Genomic DNA, 16,566 nt, shown 5'->3' with positions numbered 1-16,566 from the left:
CTCGTGACAGGTGCTCACCAGCGGCGGGGAGATCGAAGCGTCGTCGGTTCGATGTGTTCCGCGCGGTGCGCACCCAGCGGTGATCGGGGAATGATCAGGGGGCTGTCAGAACATCGAAGGACAACAGATGGCGCTGCGCATCCGCCCGAGGTCGACATGAATGCGACCTACGAGGTGGGTGGAAAGGGCAGCGAGCATGTCCACAAGCGTCAGCGCGAACGCCTGACAAATCAACTCCCATTCCTACATCCTGAGACCCGATCTCACGATGTGGCTATGTCTAGCAGTCTGGTGGAGATTGATTTCGGCGGTTCGAGTCTTCCGCAAGAACTCTTGTGCAAGAGTTCTTGCGGAAGCTACGGTGGCCTCCATGACGCCTCCGAACCGCCGTGCCGTGACCCCGTCCGTGCTGGCCGCGATGCACCATCCGCTGCGCCGCCGGCTGCTCGACCTGCTGCACGTCGAGGGCCCCGCGACCGCCTCCCGGCTGGCCGCGGCGACCGGAGAACTTGTCGGCAACGTCAGCCATCACCTGAAGGTTCTCGCGTCCGCGGGCGTGATCGTCGAAGCGCCTGAGCTCGCGAAGACCCGGCGCGAACGCTGGTGGAAGCTCGGCGACACCTCGGAGTACTCGTGGTCCATCGCGGACGCCCAGGGCGACCCGGCGGGGGAGCTCGTCGCGGCCTCCGCCGAGGACGTGAACCTGGCGCATCATGTCGGGAAAGTGCGGCAGTGGTTCGACATCCGGTACGAGTTCGACGAGCCCTGGGTACGGGCGGCGTACGCGACCGAGAGATGGCTCACATTGACGCCGTCGCAGCTCGTCGAGCTCAGCGAACGGATCGAGGACCTGGTCCGCGAGTACGGCGACCACCCGGCCGAGGGGGAGGACGCGGAGCGCGTGTTCTTCTTCGCGCACGCCGTACCTGCCCGGCCGTGAACGCCCCGGTCTTCCCGCCGCTCCGCAGAGACCGCCGGGTGCACGGCTGGATCCTGTCGGCCGCGATCTCGTGGGCCGGTGACACCGCGTGGTACGTCGGCCTCGCCTGGAGCGCCGCGCAGGTGACCACCCCGGCCGGGGCGGGACTGGTGATGGGCATCGGCGCGCTGCCGAAGGCGCTCATCCTGCTGTACGGCGGCGCGCTCGCGGACCGGCTCGACGGGCGGCGGACGATGATCCTCGCGAACCTGGCGCGGATCGTCGTACTCGCCGTCGCCGCCGTGGCGGTGCTGGTGTGGGGGTTGTCGCTCGCGTTGCTGATCTCGGTGGCGGTGGTGTTCGGGGCGGTCGACGCGTTGTACACGCCCGCGTCCGGGACGCTGCCGCGGCGGATGGTGCAGTCTTCGGACCTGGTGAAGTTGTCGGCGGGGACGCAGTTGGCGACGCGGTTGGCGGCGTTCGCCGGGGCGCCGTTGGGCGGGTTGCTGGTCGCGCACGGTGGGCTGGTGACGGTGATGGTCGTCGACGCGGCGTCGTTCGGGGTGATCGCGGTGGCGCTCGCGTTCCTGGTGAAGCCGCGGTTGCCACAGCCGGCGTCGTCGGGTGGATCGGTGCGTGCCGATCTGCGGGCCGGGTTCGCGTACCTGCGGCGCGACGTACGGGCGCGGACGTTGGTGATCGCGTTCTCCGGGCTGAACCTGTGCGTCGGGCCGATCCTCGCGGTCGGCCTGGTTCAGCGGACGCACTCCGAGGGGTGGGGCTCGGCCTGGTACGGCTGGTTCCAGGCGGCCTCCGGGATCGCGGCGGCCGGCGGTGCTGTGCTGGCGATGCGGTGGAAGCCCACGGACCTGGCGCGGTCCGGGTTGCTGGCGCTGGTGGTCCAGGCTGCCGGGTGCGCGATGATCGGGGTGGTGCCGCGGCTCGCGGTGTTCGTCGCGATGGCGATGATCGGCTGTACGGCGGGCCTCGCGTCGGCGCAGCTGTCGGCGGCGTTCCAGCAGTCGGTCGATCCGTCGTACCTCGGGCGGAGCTACAGCATCGTGAACCTGTCCGACGAGGCCCTGATGCCGGTCGCGATGACCGGGTTCGGGGCGTTGGTCTCCGGGATGGGGATCGCGGGCGCGTGCGTGCTGGTCGGCGTACTGTTCGCGGCGCTCGTCCTGTGGGCCGCGCTGCGGGTGCAGCCGCCCGTAGACTCGGCGCGTGCCCGACTGGGAGAGCGTCGATGAGTTCACGCTCGGCAACGTCGAACGGCCCGCAACCCGCACCCGCAACCGCGTCGAGTGGGGCCCGAACGCGATCCGCGTACCGTCCGGCCCGAGGGACGAACGTGTGCTCACCGCCTGCGCGTACGTCGGCGCCGAACGGACCCTCTACCTCGACGCCGACCTGACGCGGCCGCTGTGCCGGGTGGTCGAGGTCTCGCGCCACTCGTGGACCGTCGAGGACGCCGCCGGCGCAGAACTCGGCACGATCACCCGCCTCCCACCCCGCCGCCTCCTCCGCCCGAACTGGCAGATCCATCAGCCCGGCCACTCCGACCTTCTCGGCCGTACCGAATGGCTGAGCGGCCCACCGGTACGCCTGGCGGCGAAAGCAGCCACCCGCCTGGTGGTCGGCGTACTGGAAGGTCTCACAGGTGCCGGCGACGACCAACCCGCCAAGACCCGCACTCTTGAATGGCGCGCCGACCGCGAACTCGCCATGTACACCGAAGGCACAACCCACATCACCATCACCGCGGACTGGCTCGACCGCCGCCTCCCGTTCTCCTACTGCCTGGTCGCCGAATGACGGCGCGAGGGATCGCGGAGTCGGTGCAGGCGGGGACGGTGTCGGCGCGGGACGTGGTCGAGGAGGCGCTGGGGGCGGCCCTGCGATGGGACTCGGTGCTGCATTTCCTGGACGGGCTGGACATCGACGGAGCACGGCGGGCGGCGGAGCGGGTGGATGTGGCGGGGGCGCTGGCCGCGGTGCCGTTCCTGGTGAAGGCGCGGACGCCGCCGGAGTCGCCGATCCTGCAGCGGCTGACCGCGGCCGGGGCGATCCCGATCGGCTGGTCGACGCGGGCTCGGAGCGGGGCCGTGGCGTTGACGTTCGGCTGGAACGGACGCGAGTACACGCGCAACCCGTGGGACCTCACGCGCTCGCCGGGCGGCTCGACCGCAGGCGGCGCGGCCGCGGTGGCGGCAGGCGTCGTACCGCTCGCGACCGGTGGGGACAGCGGCGGCTCGTTGCGGATCCCCGCCTCGTTCTGCGGCATCGTCGGCTTCAAAGGCACATACGGCCGTGTCCCGCGCCCCACGGGCCGCGGCTTCGGCCAACTCACCACTGCCGGCCTTGTCGGCGCCGACCTCGACGACGTCATCCTCGCCACGAGCCTCACCACCGGCCCGCACCGCCTGGACCCGACCGCGCTACCTCACTGGCCAGTCCCCACCGCTCCCAGCGCTCGCACCTGGCGGGTCGCGTACTGCTCGACGCTCGGTGCGCATCCGGCCGACGAGGAAGTGGATCAGGTGATCCGCGCCCGGCTGGCCGCCTGCGACGTGGAACTGATCGACACCAAGCTGGACCTCGAGCCGACCGACGAAGCCTGGCCGGTCCTCTCGGCCCTCGACAACGGCCGCGGCGTGACAGCAGCCGAGGTACGGCGCGCCCGCGAGATCCGGGACCACAACAACACCGCGCTGGCAGACCTCTTCACCGACGCCGACGTTCTCGTCACCCCCACCACGCTGACCGTTGCCCACGGCTACGACCAGCACGAGCAGAGCATCGTCACCGGCGACCCGTGCTGGACCTTCAACGTCACCGGCCACCCCGCCGTCAGCGTCCCAGCGGGCTTGGCCTCCGGCCTCCCGGTAGGCGCCCAGGTAGTCGCTCCCCACGATGCCGACACGACAGCCCTCGCCTTCGCTCACCACCTCCAGGTAGACCTGCCCCCACCTCCGATCCACGTCGCGCGTCCAGGGCCGCGGTGACCTGCGCCGCAGCTAACACGAAGCCCGTTGGGCGGCATCCACGCCCGTCAGCGCTGTGGGTGGCGGTCTGGGGTGTGGGAGGGACGGTTCTTGGGCCGGGTCGTCGGGGGTTGCGGAGGGGTGCGTGAGGTGGCTGGCGGTGGGAGGGCCTTGGCCACCGTGTTGGCGGCTTCGATGGCGGCGGTGCGGTGCGGGTTCGGGGTGGTTTCGCCGCGGGCGGTGGGGGAGCGGGATTCGGCGGGCTTCGTGAAGTCGGCGAGGGCGGCTACGACCTCAGGGGTGTAGACGTCCGGGCGCTTCTCGGTGGTGGTCGTGGTGGTCGTGGTGGTCGGGGCCGGCGGGTGGACGGCCTCGCGGAGTTCGGTGCGGAGGAACTTGACGAGTTCCTTGGCGCGGAGGACGCGGCTGCGGCGGAGGATCTGGCGTTCGAGGGGCAGCGTGGCCTTGTCGCGCCAGGCGACGTCGAACATGATGCGGCCGCGGCGGAAGCCGGGGTTGGTTTCGCCGCCGGGGTAGCCGCGGGCGTTGCCGTGCGTGAAGAACTCGCTGTAGAAAGCGCCGTCGTCCTCGTGTTTCAGGACGTTCCACGCGCGGAACTCGTCCGTCGGGAGTTCGCCGCGGACCCACGCCTCGTCCATCAGCGCGTGCGACGCGGCGTTCAGCGGTCGGTGGCCGACATAGTGGTACTGCGGACGTTCCCCGCGTCGGCGTCGGTCGTACTCGGCGATGATCTGCGGCCATTCGTCCGCCGACACGGCCCGCGCGAGCCGGGACGCGAACGACGTGCGGGCGCGGAGCTCGCTCCGGGAGGTGACCGGATGGTCGGTCCGGCCGGTCATCGTCTCGAGCTTGTCCATCGCGTACGTCGCGCCGTGCGGGCCGACCCGTTCCCAGCGGGTGACCCGCAGCGACGGACGGCCGCGGGTAAGGGTGTTGAGGGCGCGGAGTGCCGCGATCCCGGCGCGGTACAGCGGGACTCGGCGGCGCATGATCCGCGTCTCCCAGGCGACCCGCTCGTCGCTGTCGAGCCACGCCGTACCGCCGAGGGGTTTCACTGGTGGCGGTCCGCCCGCCAGGCCTTGATCATCTGGTCCATGTCGGCGTGGATGAACGCGAAGAAGTCCGCGGCCTCGGTCAGCCGCTCGGCGACGGGGCTGCCGGCCGGAAAGAGGTTCGCGCCGGCGCGGCTGGTGGACTCCCATTCGCCCAGGGCGAGGTTGCGGCGCTCGAGGATCGCGGCGAAGACGTCCTCGCGGATCCGGTAGTGGTCCTTGCGGGACCCGGGCACCCGCTCGCGGGAGATGAACGACACCTGCAGCAGTTGCCGGACCGCGCCGGACACGGCCGGCTGGCTGATCTTCAGGGACTCGGCGAGCTCGGCCGCGGTCAGTGTCCCGTCCGGGCTGACGAGCATCGCGCCCATCACCCGAGCCGACATCGTCGGTACGCCGCTGTTCGCCAGCACGCCGGCGAATCGCTCGACGAACTGGCTGACCGCCTCCCGGCTCGGTTCTTCCGCCATAGTTGAAGCTTACAGTCATCGGATTTATCGCAACTATCACAAATTTCTGATAACTTGAATTTCATGACCTCAGACGCCACCACCGCAGCGCCGACGCTCACCGGCGCCCGCCGCTTCGGTGTCCTCATCGCGTTGTGTCTCGCCGTCCTCGTGCTCGGCCTGGACACCACCGTGCTCAACGTCGCGTTGCCGACCCTCGCCAAGGACCTCGACGCGTCCACCAGCCAGCTGCAGTGGATGGCGAACAGCTACAACCTGGTGCTCGCCGCGTTGCTGCTGCCGGCCGGCCTGCTCGGCGACCGGTACGGGCGCCGCAAGATCATCGCGATCGCGCTCACGCTGTTCGGGCTCGCGTCCCTGGCCTGCGCGCTGGCGGACTCGGCCGGCGGGCTGATCGCCGCCCGGGCGTTCCTCGGGATCGGCGCCGCGATGATCGTCCCGGTCGCGCTCTCGCTGATCACCGTGCTGTTCCGCACCGAGGAGGAGCGGAAGAAGGCGATCGGCTTCTTCGTCGTTGCCAACAGCATCGGTATGCCGCTCGGCCCGATCGTCGGCGGCCTGCTGCTGGACCACGCCGGCTGGCAGTGGATCTTCGGGATGAACGTCCCGATCGCGTTCCTCGCCGCGCTCGCGGTCACGCTATTGGTGCCGGAGACCCGCAGTTCGCGGCGTCCGGCGATCGACTGGCTCGGCATCGTGCTTTCCAGCGCCGGTCTCGCCACCTTGGTGTACGGCGTGACCAAGGCGGGCGAGTCGTCCTGGTCGGACGCGGTCACGATCGTGTTCCTCGGGCTGGCCGTCGTACTGATCGGCGGGTTCCTGGTCTGGCAGCGGCGGAACCCGGAGCCGTTGATCGAGCTGCGGCTGTTCCGCGAGCGCGTGTTCACCGGCGGCGCCGTACTGCTGACGGTGTCGGTGTTCGCGATCTTCGGGTTGCTGTTCACGATGCCGCAGTACTTCCAGGGCATCAACGGGTCCGACGCATTGCACACCGGGCTGAAGTTGCTGCCGTTCATCGGCGGGATGACGGTCGGCGCGAAGCTGGCCGAGCCGGTGGAGTCGCGGATCGGTACCCGGCTGGTGGTGATGGCCGGGTTCGTGGTGATGGCGGTCGGGTTCGTGCTCGGCGCGTTCACCGACCTCGGCACCGGGTACGGGTACACGGCGATCTGGTTCGTGGTGGTCGGGTTCGGCCTCGGGTGTTCGATGCCGCAGGCAATGAACGCCGCGCTCGGGGTCCTGGATCCGGAGCGCGCCGGTACCGGGTCCGGGCTGTTGCAGGCGTTCCGTCAGGTCGGCGGGACAGTCGGTGTCGCGGTGCTCGGAACGGTACTGAACTCGGTGTACCGGCAGAACGTCGACACCACCGGTCTGCCGGCCCAGGTGGCGGACGCGGCGGAGCGGAGCCTGGCCGGTGGGCTCGCGGTGGCGTCCAAGACCGGGTCAGCGGGGCTGGCGAGCAGTGTGCGGGACGCGTTCCTGACCAGCCTGAACACCACCATGTGGGTCTCCGGCGGCATCGCCGTCGCCGGCGCGATTCTCGCCGCGGTACTGATGCCGAAAAAGGCTGCCCGCCCCCGGCAGGCCGAGGACGGGCAGGTCGTGATCAGCTGAGCTCGAGGCCCGGGTACAGCGGGTGCTTGTCGAGGATCTCCGCGGAGGCGGCGCGGGTCTTGTCGGCGACGCCGTCGGCGAGGACGTACTTCGCCTTCGACGGAGCGCCCGCGGCCGTCGTCGTCGGGGTGGTAGACGAGAGGACGTCGACGATCAGCTCGGCCACCCGGTCGAACTCGTCGGCGCCGAACCCACGCGTGGTGAGCGCCGGCGTACCGATCCGGACTCCGGAGGTGTACCAGGCGCCGTTCGGGTCCCGCGGTACGGCGTTCCGGTTGGTCACGATGCCCGCGTCGAGCAGCGCCGACTCGGCCTGCCGGCCGGTGATGCCGTACGACGAGACGTCGAGCAGGACGAGGTGATTCTCGGTACCGTCCGTGACCAGCTTGACGCCACGCTTCATCAGGCCCTCGGCGAGCGTGACCGCGTTGTCCGCGACGTTCTGCGCGTACTCCTTGAAGGCGGGCTGCCGGGCCTCGGCCAGCGCGACCGCCTTCGCCGCCATCGTCTGGCTGAGCGGGCCGCCGAGCACCATCGGGCAGCCGCGGTCGACGGACTCGGCGTACTCCGGCTGGCACAGCACCATGCCGCCGCGCGGGCCGCGCAGCGACTTGTGCGTGGTCGTGGTGGTGACATGCGCGTGCGGCACCGGGTCGAAGTCGCCGGTGAACACCTTGCCCGCGACCAGGCCGGCGAAGTGCGCCATGTCGACCATCAGGGTCGCGCCGACCTCGTCGGCGATCTCGCGCATCTTCGCGAAGTTCACCTTGCGCGGGTACGCCGAGTAGCCGGCGATCAGGATCAGCGGCTTGAACTCACGCGCCGCCCGGGCGACCTCGTCGTAGTCGAGCAGGCCGGTCGCGGGGTTCGTCCCGTACGAGTGCTGGTTGAACATCTTGCCGGAGATGTTCGGCCGGAAACCGTGCGTCAGGTGGCCGCCGGCGTCCAGCGACATGCCGAGCATCTTCTGGTCGCCGAGCGCCTTGCGGAGCTTGGTCCAGTCCTCCTCGGTCAGGTCGTTGACGTGCTTCGCGCCGGCCTCGGCGAGCGCCGGAGACTCGATCCGCTGCGCCAGGATCGCCCAGAACGCGACCAGGTTCGCGTCGATGCCGGAGTGCGGCTGGACATAGGCGTGCGGGGCGTTGAACAGCGCCTGCGCGTGGTCCGCGGCGGTCTGCTCGACGGTGTCGACGTTCTGGCAGCCGGCGTAGAAGCGGTGCCCGACGGTGCCTTCGGCGTACTTGTCCGACAGCCAGTTGCCCATCGTCAGCAGCGTGGCGGGGGAGGCGTAGTTCTCGCTCGCGATCAGCTTCAGCGAGGAGCGCTGGTCGGCCAGCTCGGCCCGGATCGCGCCGGCGATGGTCGGCTCGACCGCGGCGATCACCTGCAGCGCGTTGTTGTACGCGGCCGACGCGGCGGCGGCATCGAAGGTCTGAGTCATCGTTGTCTCTCCTGCGGTTTGCAGTGGGTCGAAGGCACCCAGGCGCACGGTGCCGACGGGTTTCGCTCCCCGGTGGTTCTCCACCTTCAGCGCGCCAGTCGCGACGCCGCTCACCCTATCGTGCGGTCGAGGATCCGCTCGAACGGCGTCGTCCGTGGGAGCGTGCCGAAGACGCCGCCCCAGTCGCCCGCCAGCCGCGACGCGACGAACGCGTCCGCGACCTCCGGCGTCGAGTGCCGGATCAGCAGCGAAGCCTGCAGACACAGGGCCATCAGCGCGGCGAGCCGTCGCGCACCGGCCTCGGCGTTGTCGACATCAGCAAGCGCTTGCAACACGTCGTTGACCGCGGCATCCAGCCGCTGGTCCGCACCCTGCACGGCCGCCAGCTCCGTCAGCCAGGCGTCGAGCGACTCCGGCCGCCGGAGCGCCCGCAGTACGTCGAGCGCGTTGACGTTGCCTGATCCTTCCCAGATCGAGTTCAACGGCGACTCCCGGTAGAGCAGCGGCAGCCCGGACTCCTCGACGTACCCGTTCCCGCCGAGGCATTCCAGCGCCTCGGCAACCATGAACGGCGTCCGCTTACATACCCAGAACTTCGCCAACGGCAACCCGATCCGCCGAAACGCCCCTTCGGCCGCCGCGCTGCGCGGGCGCTCGCCCGCCCCACCGCGAGATGCGTCGACGGCTGCGGCGAGGCGCATGGCGAGGGCTGTCGCGGCTTCGCTCTCGATCGCGAGATCGGCGAGGACGTTCTGCATCGCGGGCTTGTCCGCCAGCAGTCCGCCGAACGCCGACCGATGCCGCGTGTGCCAGACGGCCTCCACGAGCGCCCGCCGCTGGAGGGCGGACGACCCGAGTACGCAGTCCAGCCGGGTGGCCGCGACCATCTCGATGATCGTCCGGACCCCGGCGCCCTCCTCGCCCAGCCGGTACCCGATCGTCCCGTGGAACTCCACCTCGGACGACGCGTTCGACCGGTTCCCGAGCTTGTCCTTCAGCCGCTGCAGCGCGAACGGGTTCCGATTGCCGTCGGCAAGCACCCGCGGTACGACGAAGCAGCTCAGCCCGTCCGGCGCCTGCGCGAGCACCAGGAACACGTCCACCTGCGGCGCGGAACAGAACCACTTGTGCCCGTCCAGCTGGTACACGTCCCCGGCCGGCGTCGCCGTCGTCAGGTTCGCCCGGACGTCGGACCCGCCCTGCTTCTCGGTCATCCCCATCCCGGCCAGTACGCCGCCCTTCGCCGCGGCCGGCAGCCGTCGTACGTCGTACTCCGTGGACGCCAGCCGCGGTACCCACTCCGCCGCGAGCCGCTCGTCCGCCCGCAGCGCCGGGACAGCGGCGTACGACATCGAGATCGGGCAGCCGTGCCCGGGCTCCACCTGCGACCAGAGGTAGAACCCGGCCGCCCGGCGCAGGTGCGGCGCCGCTTGGTCGCTCGTCCACGGCGCGGCCTGCAGCCCGAACCCGACGGCCTGCTCCATCAGCCAGTGCCACGACGGGTGGAAGTCGACCTCGTCGATCCGGTTCCCGTACCGGTCGTGGGTGCGCAGGACGGGCGGGTTCTGGTTCGCCGGGAGGGCGTGCGCGCGGGCCTCCTCGGAGCCGGCCAGCTCGCCGATCCGGGTCAGCCCGGGGTCGGCGGTCAGGTCGCCGGCGAGGGCGGCGTACGGACGCAGAGCGTCACCGAGCGCCGGGTCGCGCGTGAAGAAGTTCACGCCCCGCAGTGGGGGAGCCTGGTTCGTTACCGCGAATGGGTCCGCCATGTCAGTACGGTAAGCGGTATGGCACGTTCTGGGGCAGGACCCACTGGTGGGAGCTCCCTCTCATTGGCATGGGTTCGCAAAGTCCCCGCGACGACCTGGAAGCTGCTCACCCAGACGGTCGGGGTGTGTTTGCGTTACCGGGTCACCGGTCTCGCGGCCGAGGGGGCGTTCTTCGCGATCCTCTCGCTGCCGCCGCTGATCTTCGGGCTGGCGGGTTCGCTCGGTTACATCGCGAGCCGGTGGTTCGAGGTCGAGACGATCAACGACGTCAAGCAGCAGATCGTCGACCTGGCCGCCCGGGCGCTCACCGACGACTCGATCAAGAACGTGATCGCGCCGACCCTGGACCAGGTGCTGAACGGCGGCCGGCCGGACGTGATCTCGATCGGTTTCGTGCTGGCGCTGTGGTCCGGCAGCCGGGCGCTGAACGTGTTCGTGGACACCATCACGATCATGTACGGGATGGGCGGCAAGCGCGGCATCGTCCGGACCCGCGCGCTGTCGTTCAGCCTGTACTGCGCCGCGCTGGTGATCGGCGTGATCGTGCTGCCGCTGGTGCTGGCCGGCCCGAGCGCGGTCGACGAACTGTTGCCGCACCGCCTCGACTTCCTGAACCAGCTGTACTGGCCGGTCGTCACGATCCTGTCCGCGGGCTTCCTGAACACCCTGTACCACCTGTCGGTCCCGATCCGGACGCCGTGGGTCTCGGACCTGCCGGGCTCGTTCCTGGCGCTGTCGATCTGGATCCTGGGCAGCTTCGTGCTCCGCTGGGTCCTGCAGAGCACGGTCGGCGGTACGTCGATCTACGGCCCACTGGCGGCACCGATCGCGGTACTGATGTGGCTCTACATGACCGCGATCGCGGTACTGATCGGTGCCGCGCTGAACGCTGTGGTGGACCGGCTGTGGCCGCACCGGGCGCAGGTCGCCGAGGTGAAGAAGGACGAGCCGGAGCCCGCCGCGGACGAGGTCGAGCCGGTGATGAAGGCGGAGCCGGAGCAGCACCACTCGCTGACGCCGGTGGAGTCGGACGAGCGTCCGGAGGCCGAGGCGGCGCGCAAGCTTGAGGAGTTGGCGGAGGAGCCGCGCAAGATCGCTCCCGCCGTACGCAAGGGTCTGAAGAAGGCGGCCATCGGCAAAAAGGCCACTGAAAAGAAGAAGGCTGTCGAGGAGCCGTCCGACGAGCCGGCGCGGGTCGGAAAACCGGGTGCGCAGGGGGACGGCGACGACCTACGCTGACGGCATCGCGACAGCCGGTCCAGGCGGACCGCACAGGACCCGAAGGGAGGCAACCCGCCATGAGCTTCGAACAGGCCGAACGGCCCGTTGTCTTCCTTGTCGTCCGTCCGCGGAGCTGAAACCCGCGGCCGGACCCTTCGAAAGGTTCGCCGCATGTCAGCCACACTCCAGGCCCTGGGACTCGACAGCTCCACGGCCGCTGCTCTGCACGACGTCCCCGAGGACCTGGTCCCGGGACGGGTCGCCCGGGTCGACAAAGGCCTGGCGACGGTCTTCACCACCGACGGGCCGGTCCGGGCCAGCTGGTCCGGAGCACTGCTCGCCGACATAGCGTCGGACGCCCAGGCCGGCCCGTGCACCGGTGACTGGGTCGTACTGCGCTTCTGGCCGGATGACCGGATCACGGTCGAATCGGTCCTGCCCCGCCGGTCCGCGATCGTTCGCGCCGAGGTCGGCGGGTCGTCCCGCGGCCAGGTGCTCGCGTCCAACGTCGACGTGATCGCGATCGTCGTCGGCCTCGTCCCGGAGCCGAACATCGTCCGGATCGAGCGCTTCATGGCGCTCGCCTGGGAGAGCGGCGCGCGGCCGGTCGTCGTACTGACCAAAGCGGACCTCGTGAGCGACGCCGAGCTGTTGGCGGAGGACGTGGCCGCTGCTGCGCCCGGGGCCGACGTACTGGTGTGTAGTGCGAGCACGGGCGCCGGGATGGACGGCGTACGTGAGCTATTGGCCGGTAACGCGACCCTGGCGCTGCTGGGGTCCAGCGGTGCGGGTAAGTCGTCGCTGGTGAACGCACTGGCCGGTGTGGAACTGCTGGACGTGCAGGACATCCGGGAGGACGGCAAGGGGCGGCATACGTCTGTACGGCGCGAGCTGATCGTGTTGCCGTCTGGTGGCGTCGTGATTGACACGCCTGGGCTGCGGGGGATCGGGCTGCAGGAGAGCGGGGAAGGGCTGGCCGCGGCGTTCCCGGACATCACGGAGCTGGCAGAGCAGTGCAAGTTCAAGGACTGCTCGCACGAGTCGGAGCCTGGGTGCGCGGTACGGGCGGGGCTCGAGGACGGCACGCTGCCGTACCGGCGGTACGAGAGCTGGGTGAAGCTGCAGCGCGAGGCGGCGTACATGGCGCGGCGTGCGGACGTGCGGCTGCGGAACGAGGCGAAGAAGGAGTGGGTCCGGGCGGCGAAGTCGTACCGCCGGGACTGGAAGCCTCGTCCTTGATGCTGTGTCTTTTGATGAAAGGATCGGTTGCATGAACCGATCAGTGCTGGTGACAGGGGCTTCGCGGGGGATCGGCGCGGCGACGGCGCGAGCGTTCGCCGCCGCGGGGGACCGGGTGGCGGTACACTACAGCTCGTCCGGCGAGGCAGCCGCGCAGCTGGTGAAGGAGCTGCCCGGGTCGGGCCATCTCGCCGTCCAGGCGGACCTCGCGGATCCGGACGCGATCGAGGCGATGGTCTCGGACGCGGCGACCGCGCTGGGCAGCATCGACGTACTCGTGAACAACGCCGGCGTCTACCACCCGCATCGGATCCGGGAGACGACGTACGCCGAATGGCAGCGGGTGTGGGCCGACACGCTCGCGGTGAATCTCGTTGGCCCGTCCAACGTCACGTGGTGCGCCGTACGGCACATGACCCGCGGCGGGCGGATCGTGAACGTCTCGTCCCGCGGCGCGTTCCGCGGCGAGCCGAACCAGCCCGCGTACGGCGCGTCGAAGGCGGCGATCGTGTCGTTCACCCAATCCCTGGCGCGGGCGCTCGGCCCGGAAGGCATCGCCGTCACCGCGATCGCACCGGGCTGGACGGTCACCGACATGGCCGCGGTGAACCTGGCCGGCGACGGCTACGACCGACGCCGGCTGGAAAGCCCCCTCGAACGCGTCGCCGGCCCGTCCGAGGTAGCGGCCGCGATCCTGTACCTCGCATCCCCGGAGGCAGAGTTCGCCACCGGCACCGTCCTCGACTTCAACGGCGGCTCATACCTGCGGATGTAAACCGCTCGCCCGCCGTCCCGGGGACTGGTTAAGGTCCTCCCGTGCATCGCATCATCACCCCGCCGGCCGCCGCTTAGCGGACGGCTTCCCCTGCGCTCAGGTCCCGCGACCTGAGCTTCTTCGGCCTGTTCGCAGACGCCCCGACCACCCGTTGCGAACATCATCCCGGAGTATCCGATGCACCGTCGTGCTCTCGTCTTCGTCGTCCTGGCGGCCCTCGCTTGGGGAACCGGCGGCCCTACCGGCGCCCTGCTGTCGCAGTACGCAGGCCTGACCCCGCTCGCCACCTCGTTCTGGCGCCTCGCCGCGGCAGCCATCTGGCTCGTGCTCGTACGCCGAGCACCTCTACGCAGTGTGCGACCACGCCATGTCCTGAGCGGCGTCGGCCTGGCCGTCTGCCAACTCGGCTACTTCACCGCCATTCCACGTGTTGGCGTAGGAATAGCCACGGTCATCGCGCTGGGCGCCGCCCCCGTCATCATTACGCTCGCTGCCCGCGAGCGCTTGACCTCAGCCACCTTCATCGCGATCACCGGCCTGGCCCTACTGACCGCCACCACCGGCAGCACAAGCCTGCCAGGCATAGCAGCAGCCGTCGCCTCTGCGGCCGGCTACTCCTTAACGACTCTCGTGAGCCGCAACAGCGAGGACCCGCTGGCAACAGCACTCCTAGGCTTCACAACCGGAGCCCTATTACTGTCGCCGTTCGCCGCACTGCCCACTACCTGGACCGGCTGGCTCTTGATCGCGTACTTCGGCCTAGTCCCCACCGCCCTGGCCTACACGCTGTTCTACGCAGGCCTACGTACGCTCCCAGCTTCAACAGCAGCCGTAATAGCCCTGCTGGAACCAGTTGTAGCCACAGCGATCGGCCTGCTCATCTTCCACGAACACCTGGCACCACTAGCTCTGGCCGGAGCAGCCGTACTTCTGCTGGCCGTAACCGCCCAAGCAAGACGTCACAGGTCATAGCTGTCGTGGAGCCGCATCCATTCGTACGGCGGGTCCTGCGGCCAGCCGTGTGGCGAGTTCTCCCAGGCCTCCTGGCGGCCGTACGGCGTGAGGTCCAGTAGGTCGAAGACGAGCATGAACGGTTCCTCGCCGCGGGCGAACGTCGACCAGGTGTGGACGACGCGATCCCCGTGGCGGAGGAACACGCTGATCGCCTGGCGTTCCTCGCCGTCGACGGTCGCGCCGAAGTCCTCGTTGAACGTCGTACCGCCGGAGGACACCCACGGCAGGTCCCAGCCCATCCGGGCACGGAATGCGGTGAGCTTGTCGATCGGCGCGCGTGACACCAGCACGAACGACGTCCGGCGCGCGTGCACGTGCGACAGCGGACCGATGGAGTCGGCCATCATCGAACAGCCGTCGCACCCCGCGTCCCACTCCGGGCCGAACATGAAGTGCTGCACGATCAACTGCGGCCGCCCGTCGAACAGCTCCCGCAGCGTGACCGTCCCGTCCGGGCCGGTGAACTCGTAGTCGCCGCTCACCTCGACCGCCGGCATCCGCCGACGCTGCGCCGCGACGGCATCCCGCATCCGCGTCAACGCCTTCTCCTGCGCCAGCAGAACTTTCCGGGCGTCGTCCCACTCCGCCCGCTCGACGATCCGCGGGACCGGGAACTCGTCCATCTCACTCACCACCAGACTCGGAACGACGAAGGCGACGTGGTCGGCGCACCGGAGTGCGCGACGCACGTCGCCTGTCTTTCGTGGACGATACTGGGATCGAACCAGTGACCTCTTCCGTGTCAGGGAAGCGCGCTACCGCTGCGCCAATCGTCCAAGCGCTGTACGAGGTGGAGACGGGATTCGAACCCGTGTACACGGCTTTGCAGGCCGTTGCCTCGCCTCTCGGCCACTCCACCACTGAGAGCCGAACCCTCTCCGAGCGGACGACCGGGTTCGAACCGGCGACCTCAACCTTGGCAAGGTTGCGCTCTACCAACTGAGCTACGTCCGCGCTTCGCTTCGAGCGTTTCCGCTCCCTGCGAGAGCAGAACAGTAGCGCACTTTTCGCGTCCGCAAAAACCGGATTCCGCGCGCTTTCACGATGCATCGGCAGGCGCACAATTCACGCCCGCGCTGTCCACTCGCCACGCCGTCGGTTCAGGCCCGCAAGGTCACGAGATCGACGCTTTCGAGGTACTCCGGATCGCCCCGGAGGTCGATCACCGCGACACGCCCGTCGACCATCGTGAAAGAGAACACAATCACCGGTTCGCCGCGCTGCATCCACACCAGTCCGGGCATTCCGTCGACGAGCACGAGCTTCGCTGCCCGCGCCCGCCCGCTGAACGCCTCCGCGACCTCGGCCGCCCCGGACAACGGCGCCATCGTGGACCCGTACGATGCCGCGGTCGCGTCCCCACGCACGACAACCTCGGGATCCAGGACGTCGAGCAGTGCGGTGAAGTCCGCCTCTCGCGCCGCGGTCAGGAATGCGTTCACGACTTCCTTCTGCCGCAGTACGTCGACGCCTGTCGGTTCCGGCGTACCGCGGACCCGCCGGCGTGCGCGGCTCGCGATCTGCCGGGCCGCGGCCGGAGACTTCCGGATGATCGGCGCGATGTCCTCGAACGGTACGGCGAACAGGTCGTGCAGGACGAACGCCAGCCGCTCGGCCGGCGACAGCGTTTCGAGGACGACGAGCAGCGCGAGCCCGACCGAGTCCGCCTGGATCGCCGCCAGCTCCGGATCCGGTACGCCGTCGTCCGCGAGCACGGGGGAGTGGTCGCCGACCGGGAGCTCCGGACGACCGCGCCGGGTCCGCAGCATGTCCAGGCAGATCCGCCCGACGACCGTGGTGAGCCACCCGCCGAGGTTGTCGATCGCGTCGGTGTCGCTGCGGCTGAGCCGGATCCAGGTCTCCTGGACCGCGTCCTCGGCCTCCGGCTCGGACCCGAGGATCCGGTATGCGACGGCGCGCAGCCGGTCGCGGTTCTCCTCGAACCGTGTCGCCAGCCAGTCGTCCCCGGTCATGTCTGCCAACCTCTCACCTGTCACACTGTCCGGCCCAGCGCCGTCACCCCGATTGACGGAGCCCGAGGACGACATGT

15 protein-coding genes, 3 tRNA genes and 1 riboswitch are annotated in these 16,566 nt (G+C 69.7%); of the genes, 9 read left to right on the top strand and 9 right to left on the bottom strand.

Going from position 1 to position 16,566, the window contains the following annotated elements:
* Window positions 1-370: 370 nt before the first annotated feature.
* Genes ACXJJ3_RS03705 through ACXJJ3_RS03690 form a run of 4 tightly spaced genes read left to right on the top strand, consistent with a single transcriptional unit; the run spans window position 371 to window position 3,924 of the window.
* Window positions 371-940 carry a winged helix-turn-helix domain-containing protein gene (locus ACXJJ3_RS03705; protein ID WP_458168489.1) on the top strand — a complete coding sequence of 190 codons (570 nt, stop codon included), beginning with the start codon at window positions 371-373 and terminating at the stop codon, window positions 938-940.
* A complete protein-coding gene (locus tag ACXJJ3_RS03700; protein WP_458168488.1) occupies window positions 937-2,169 on the top strand; it encodes an MFS transporter in 1,233 nt (410 codons plus the stop codon). Before ACXJJ3_RS03705 ends, ACXJJ3_RS03700 begins: the two co-directional genes overlap by 4 nt.
* Complete coding sequence (locus ACXJJ3_RS03695) at window positions 2,144-2,734, top strand: hypothetical protein (protein WP_458168487.1); 591 nt, start codon at window positions 2,144-2,146, stop codon at window positions 2,732-2,734. Before ACXJJ3_RS03700 ends, ACXJJ3_RS03695 begins: the two co-directional genes overlap by 26 nt.
* Window positions 2,731-3,924, top strand: a complete 1,194-nt coding sequence (locus ACXJJ3_RS03690) for an amidase (protein ID WP_458168486.1) — start codon at window positions 2,731-2,733, stop codon at window positions 3,922-3,924. Before ACXJJ3_RS03695 ends, ACXJJ3_RS03690 begins: the two co-directional genes overlap by 4 nt.
* A 47-nt stretch (window positions 3,925-3,971) precedes the next feature.
* On the opposite strand, the gene ACXJJ3_RS03685 is transcribed toward ACXJJ3_RS03690, so the two are convergent.
* Together ACXJJ3_RS03685 and ACXJJ3_RS03680 are read right to left on the bottom strand one after the other, a co-directional pair.
* Window positions 3,972-4,979, bottom strand: a complete 1,008-nt coding sequence (locus ACXJJ3_RS03685) for a hypothetical protein (protein ID WP_458168485.1) — start codon at window positions 4,977-4,979, stop codon at window positions 3,972-3,974.
* A complete protein-coding gene (locus ACXJJ3_RS03680; protein ID WP_458168484.1) occupies window positions 4,976-5,446 on the bottom strand; it encodes a GbsR/MarR family transcriptional regulator in 471 nt (156 codons plus the stop codon). Before ACXJJ3_RS03680 ends, ACXJJ3_RS03685 begins: the two co-directional genes overlap by 4 nt.
* A gap of 63 nt (window positions 5,447-5,509) precedes the next feature.
* Here ACXJJ3_RS03680 and ACXJJ3_RS03675 point away from each other — a divergent pair, with 63 nt between their 5' ends.
* Entirely contained in the window at window positions 5,510-7,060 is a 1,551-nt protein-coding gene (locus ACXJJ3_RS03675) for a DHA2 family efflux MFS transporter permease subunit (protein WP_458168482.1), read from the top strand.
* Here ACXJJ3_RS03675 and ACXJJ3_RS03670 read toward each other — a convergent pair.
* Together ACXJJ3_RS03670 and ACXJJ3_RS03665 are read right to left on the bottom strand one after the other, a co-directional pair.
* Window positions 7,053-8,501: a glycine hydroxymethyltransferase gene (locus ACXJJ3_RS03670; RefSeq protein ID WP_458168481.1), complete on the bottom strand. Its 1,449-nt coding sequence runs from the start codon at window positions 8,499-8,501 to the stop codon at window positions 7,053-7,055. The two genes, ACXJJ3_RS03675 and ACXJJ3_RS03670, sit on opposite strands and share 8 nt — an antisense overlap.
* A gap of 29 nt (window positions 8,502-8,530) precedes the next feature.
* Window positions 8,531-8,613: riboswitch (ZMP/ZTP riboswitch) on the bottom strand.
* Window positions 8,612-10,267 carry an acyl-CoA dehydrogenase family protein gene (locus ACXJJ3_RS03665; protein ID WP_458168480.1) on the bottom strand — a complete coding sequence of 552 codons (1,656 nt, stop codon included), beginning with the start codon at window positions 10,265-10,267 and terminating at the stop codon, window positions 8,612-8,614. Its footprint overlaps the riboswitch before it by 2 nt.
* 63 nt (window positions 10,268-10,330) lie before the next feature.
* Here ACXJJ3_RS03665 and ACXJJ3_RS03660 point away from each other — a divergent pair, with 63 nt between their 5' ends.
* From ACXJJ3_RS03660 to ACXJJ3_RS03645, 4 genes are all read left to right on the top strand, one after another.
* Window positions 10,331-11,506 (top strand): YhjD/YihY/BrkB family envelope integrity protein, encoded by a 1,176-nt coding sequence (locus ACXJJ3_RS03660; protein WP_458168479.1) that lies wholly within the window; start codon window positions 10,331-10,333, stop codon window positions 11,504-11,506.
* Between the two features lie 153 nt (window positions 11,507-11,659).
* Window positions 11,660-12,727: a ribosome small subunit-dependent GTPase A gene (gene rsgA, locus ACXJJ3_RS03655; protein ID WP_458168478.1), complete on the top strand. Its 1,068-nt coding sequence runs from the start codon at window positions 11,660-11,662 to the stop codon at window positions 12,725-12,727.
* A 31-nt stretch (window positions 12,728-12,758) separates the two neighbouring features.
* Window positions 12,759-13,502 (top strand): SDR family NAD(P)-dependent oxidoreductase, encoded by a 744-nt coding sequence (locus ACXJJ3_RS03650; RefSeq protein ID WP_458168477.1) that lies wholly within the window; start codon window positions 12,759-12,761, stop codon window positions 13,500-13,502.
* Between the two features lie 177 nt (window positions 13,503-13,679).
* Window positions 13,680-14,474, top strand: a complete 795-nt coding sequence (locus ACXJJ3_RS03645; protein ID WP_458168475.1) for an EamA family transporter — start codon at window positions 13,680-13,682, stop codon at window positions 14,472-14,474.
* On the opposite strand, the gene ACXJJ3_RS03640 is transcribed toward ACXJJ3_RS03645, so the two are convergent.
* The 5 genes from ACXJJ3_RS03640 to ACXJJ3_RS03620 form a co-directional block, all read right to left on the bottom strand.
* Entirely contained in the window at window positions 14,462-15,139 is a 678-nt protein-coding gene (locus ACXJJ3_RS03640; RefSeq protein ID WP_458168474.1) for a DUF899 domain-containing protein, read from the bottom strand. The genes ACXJJ3_RS03645 and ACXJJ3_RS03640 overlap by 13 nt on opposite strands.
* A gap of 81 nt (window positions 15,140-15,220) precedes the next feature.
* Window positions 15,221-15,292: transfer RNA gene (locus tag ACXJJ3_RS03635), tRNA-Val, on the bottom strand.
* Window positions 15,293-15,304: 12 nt separating this feature from the next.
* Window positions 15,305-15,375: transfer RNA gene (locus tag ACXJJ3_RS03630), tRNA-Cys, on the bottom strand.
* Between the two features lie 22 nt (window positions 15,376-15,397).
* Window positions 15,398-15,470 (bottom strand) — tRNA-Gly (locus ACXJJ3_RS03625).
* A gap of 146 nt (window positions 15,471-15,616) precedes the next feature.
* Window positions 15,617-16,489: a sigma-70 family RNA polymerase sigma factor gene (locus tag ACXJJ3_RS03620; RefSeq protein ID WP_458168473.1), complete on the bottom strand. Its 873-nt coding sequence runs from the start codon at window positions 16,487-16,489 to the stop codon at window positions 15,617-15,619.
* Window positions 16,490-16,566 lie beyond the last annotated feature (77 nt).

The sequence above is a fragment of the Kribbella sp. WER1 genome (genome assembly GCF_054189145.1).
The sequence above is the reverse complement of the archived record's forward strand: the minus strand, read 5'-3'. Positions and strand labels throughout refer to the sequence as shown.

Excerpts from the sequence above, each read along its gene's own strand:
- ACXJJ3_RS03650 (WP_458168477.1), top strand. The coding sequence starts at position 12,759 with ATGAACCGATCAGTGCTGGTGACAGGGGCTTCGCGGGGGATCGGCGCG.
- ACXJJ3_RS03675 (WP_458168482.1), top strand. The coding sequence starts at position 5,510 with ATGACCTCAGACGCCACCACCGCAGCGCCGACGCTCACCGGCGCCCGC.
- ACXJJ3_RS03690 (WP_458168486.1), top strand. The coding sequence starts at position 2,731 with ATGACGGCGCGAGGGATCGCGGAGTCGGTGCAGGCGGGGACGGTGTCG.
- ACXJJ3_RS03670 (WP_458168481.1), bottom strand. The coding sequence starts at position 8,501 with ATGACTCAGACCTTCGATGCCGCCGCCGCGTCGGCCGCGTACAACAAC.
- ACXJJ3_RS03665 (WP_458168480.1), bottom strand. The coding sequence starts at position 10,267 with ATGGCGGACCCATTCGCGGTAACGAACCAGGCTCCCCCACTGCGGGGC.
- ACXJJ3_RS03680 (WP_458168484.1), bottom strand. The coding sequence starts at position 5,446 with ATGGCGGAAGAACCGAGCCGGGAGGCGGTCAGCCAGTTCGTCGAGCGA.
- ACXJJ3_RS03640 (WP_458168474.1), bottom strand. The coding sequence starts at position 15,139 with ATGGACGAGTTCCCGGTCCCGCGGATCGTCGAGCGGGCGGAGTGGGAC.
- ACXJJ3_RS03705 (WP_458168489.1), top strand. The coding sequence starts at position 371 with ATGACGCCTCCGAACCGCCGTGCCGTGACCCCGTCCGTGCTGGCCGCG.
- ACXJJ3_RS03645 (WP_458168475.1), top strand. The coding sequence starts at position 13,680 with ATGCACCGTCGTGCTCTCGTCTTCGTCGTCCTGGCGGCCCTCGCTTGG.
- rsgA (WP_458168478.1), top strand. The coding sequence starts at position 11,660 with ATGTCAGCCACACTCCAGGCCCTGGGACTCGACAGCTCCACGGCCGCT.
- ACXJJ3_RS03620 (WP_458168473.1), bottom strand. The coding sequence starts at position 16,489 with ATGACCGGGGACGACTGGCTGGCGACACGGTTCGAGGAGAACCGCGAC.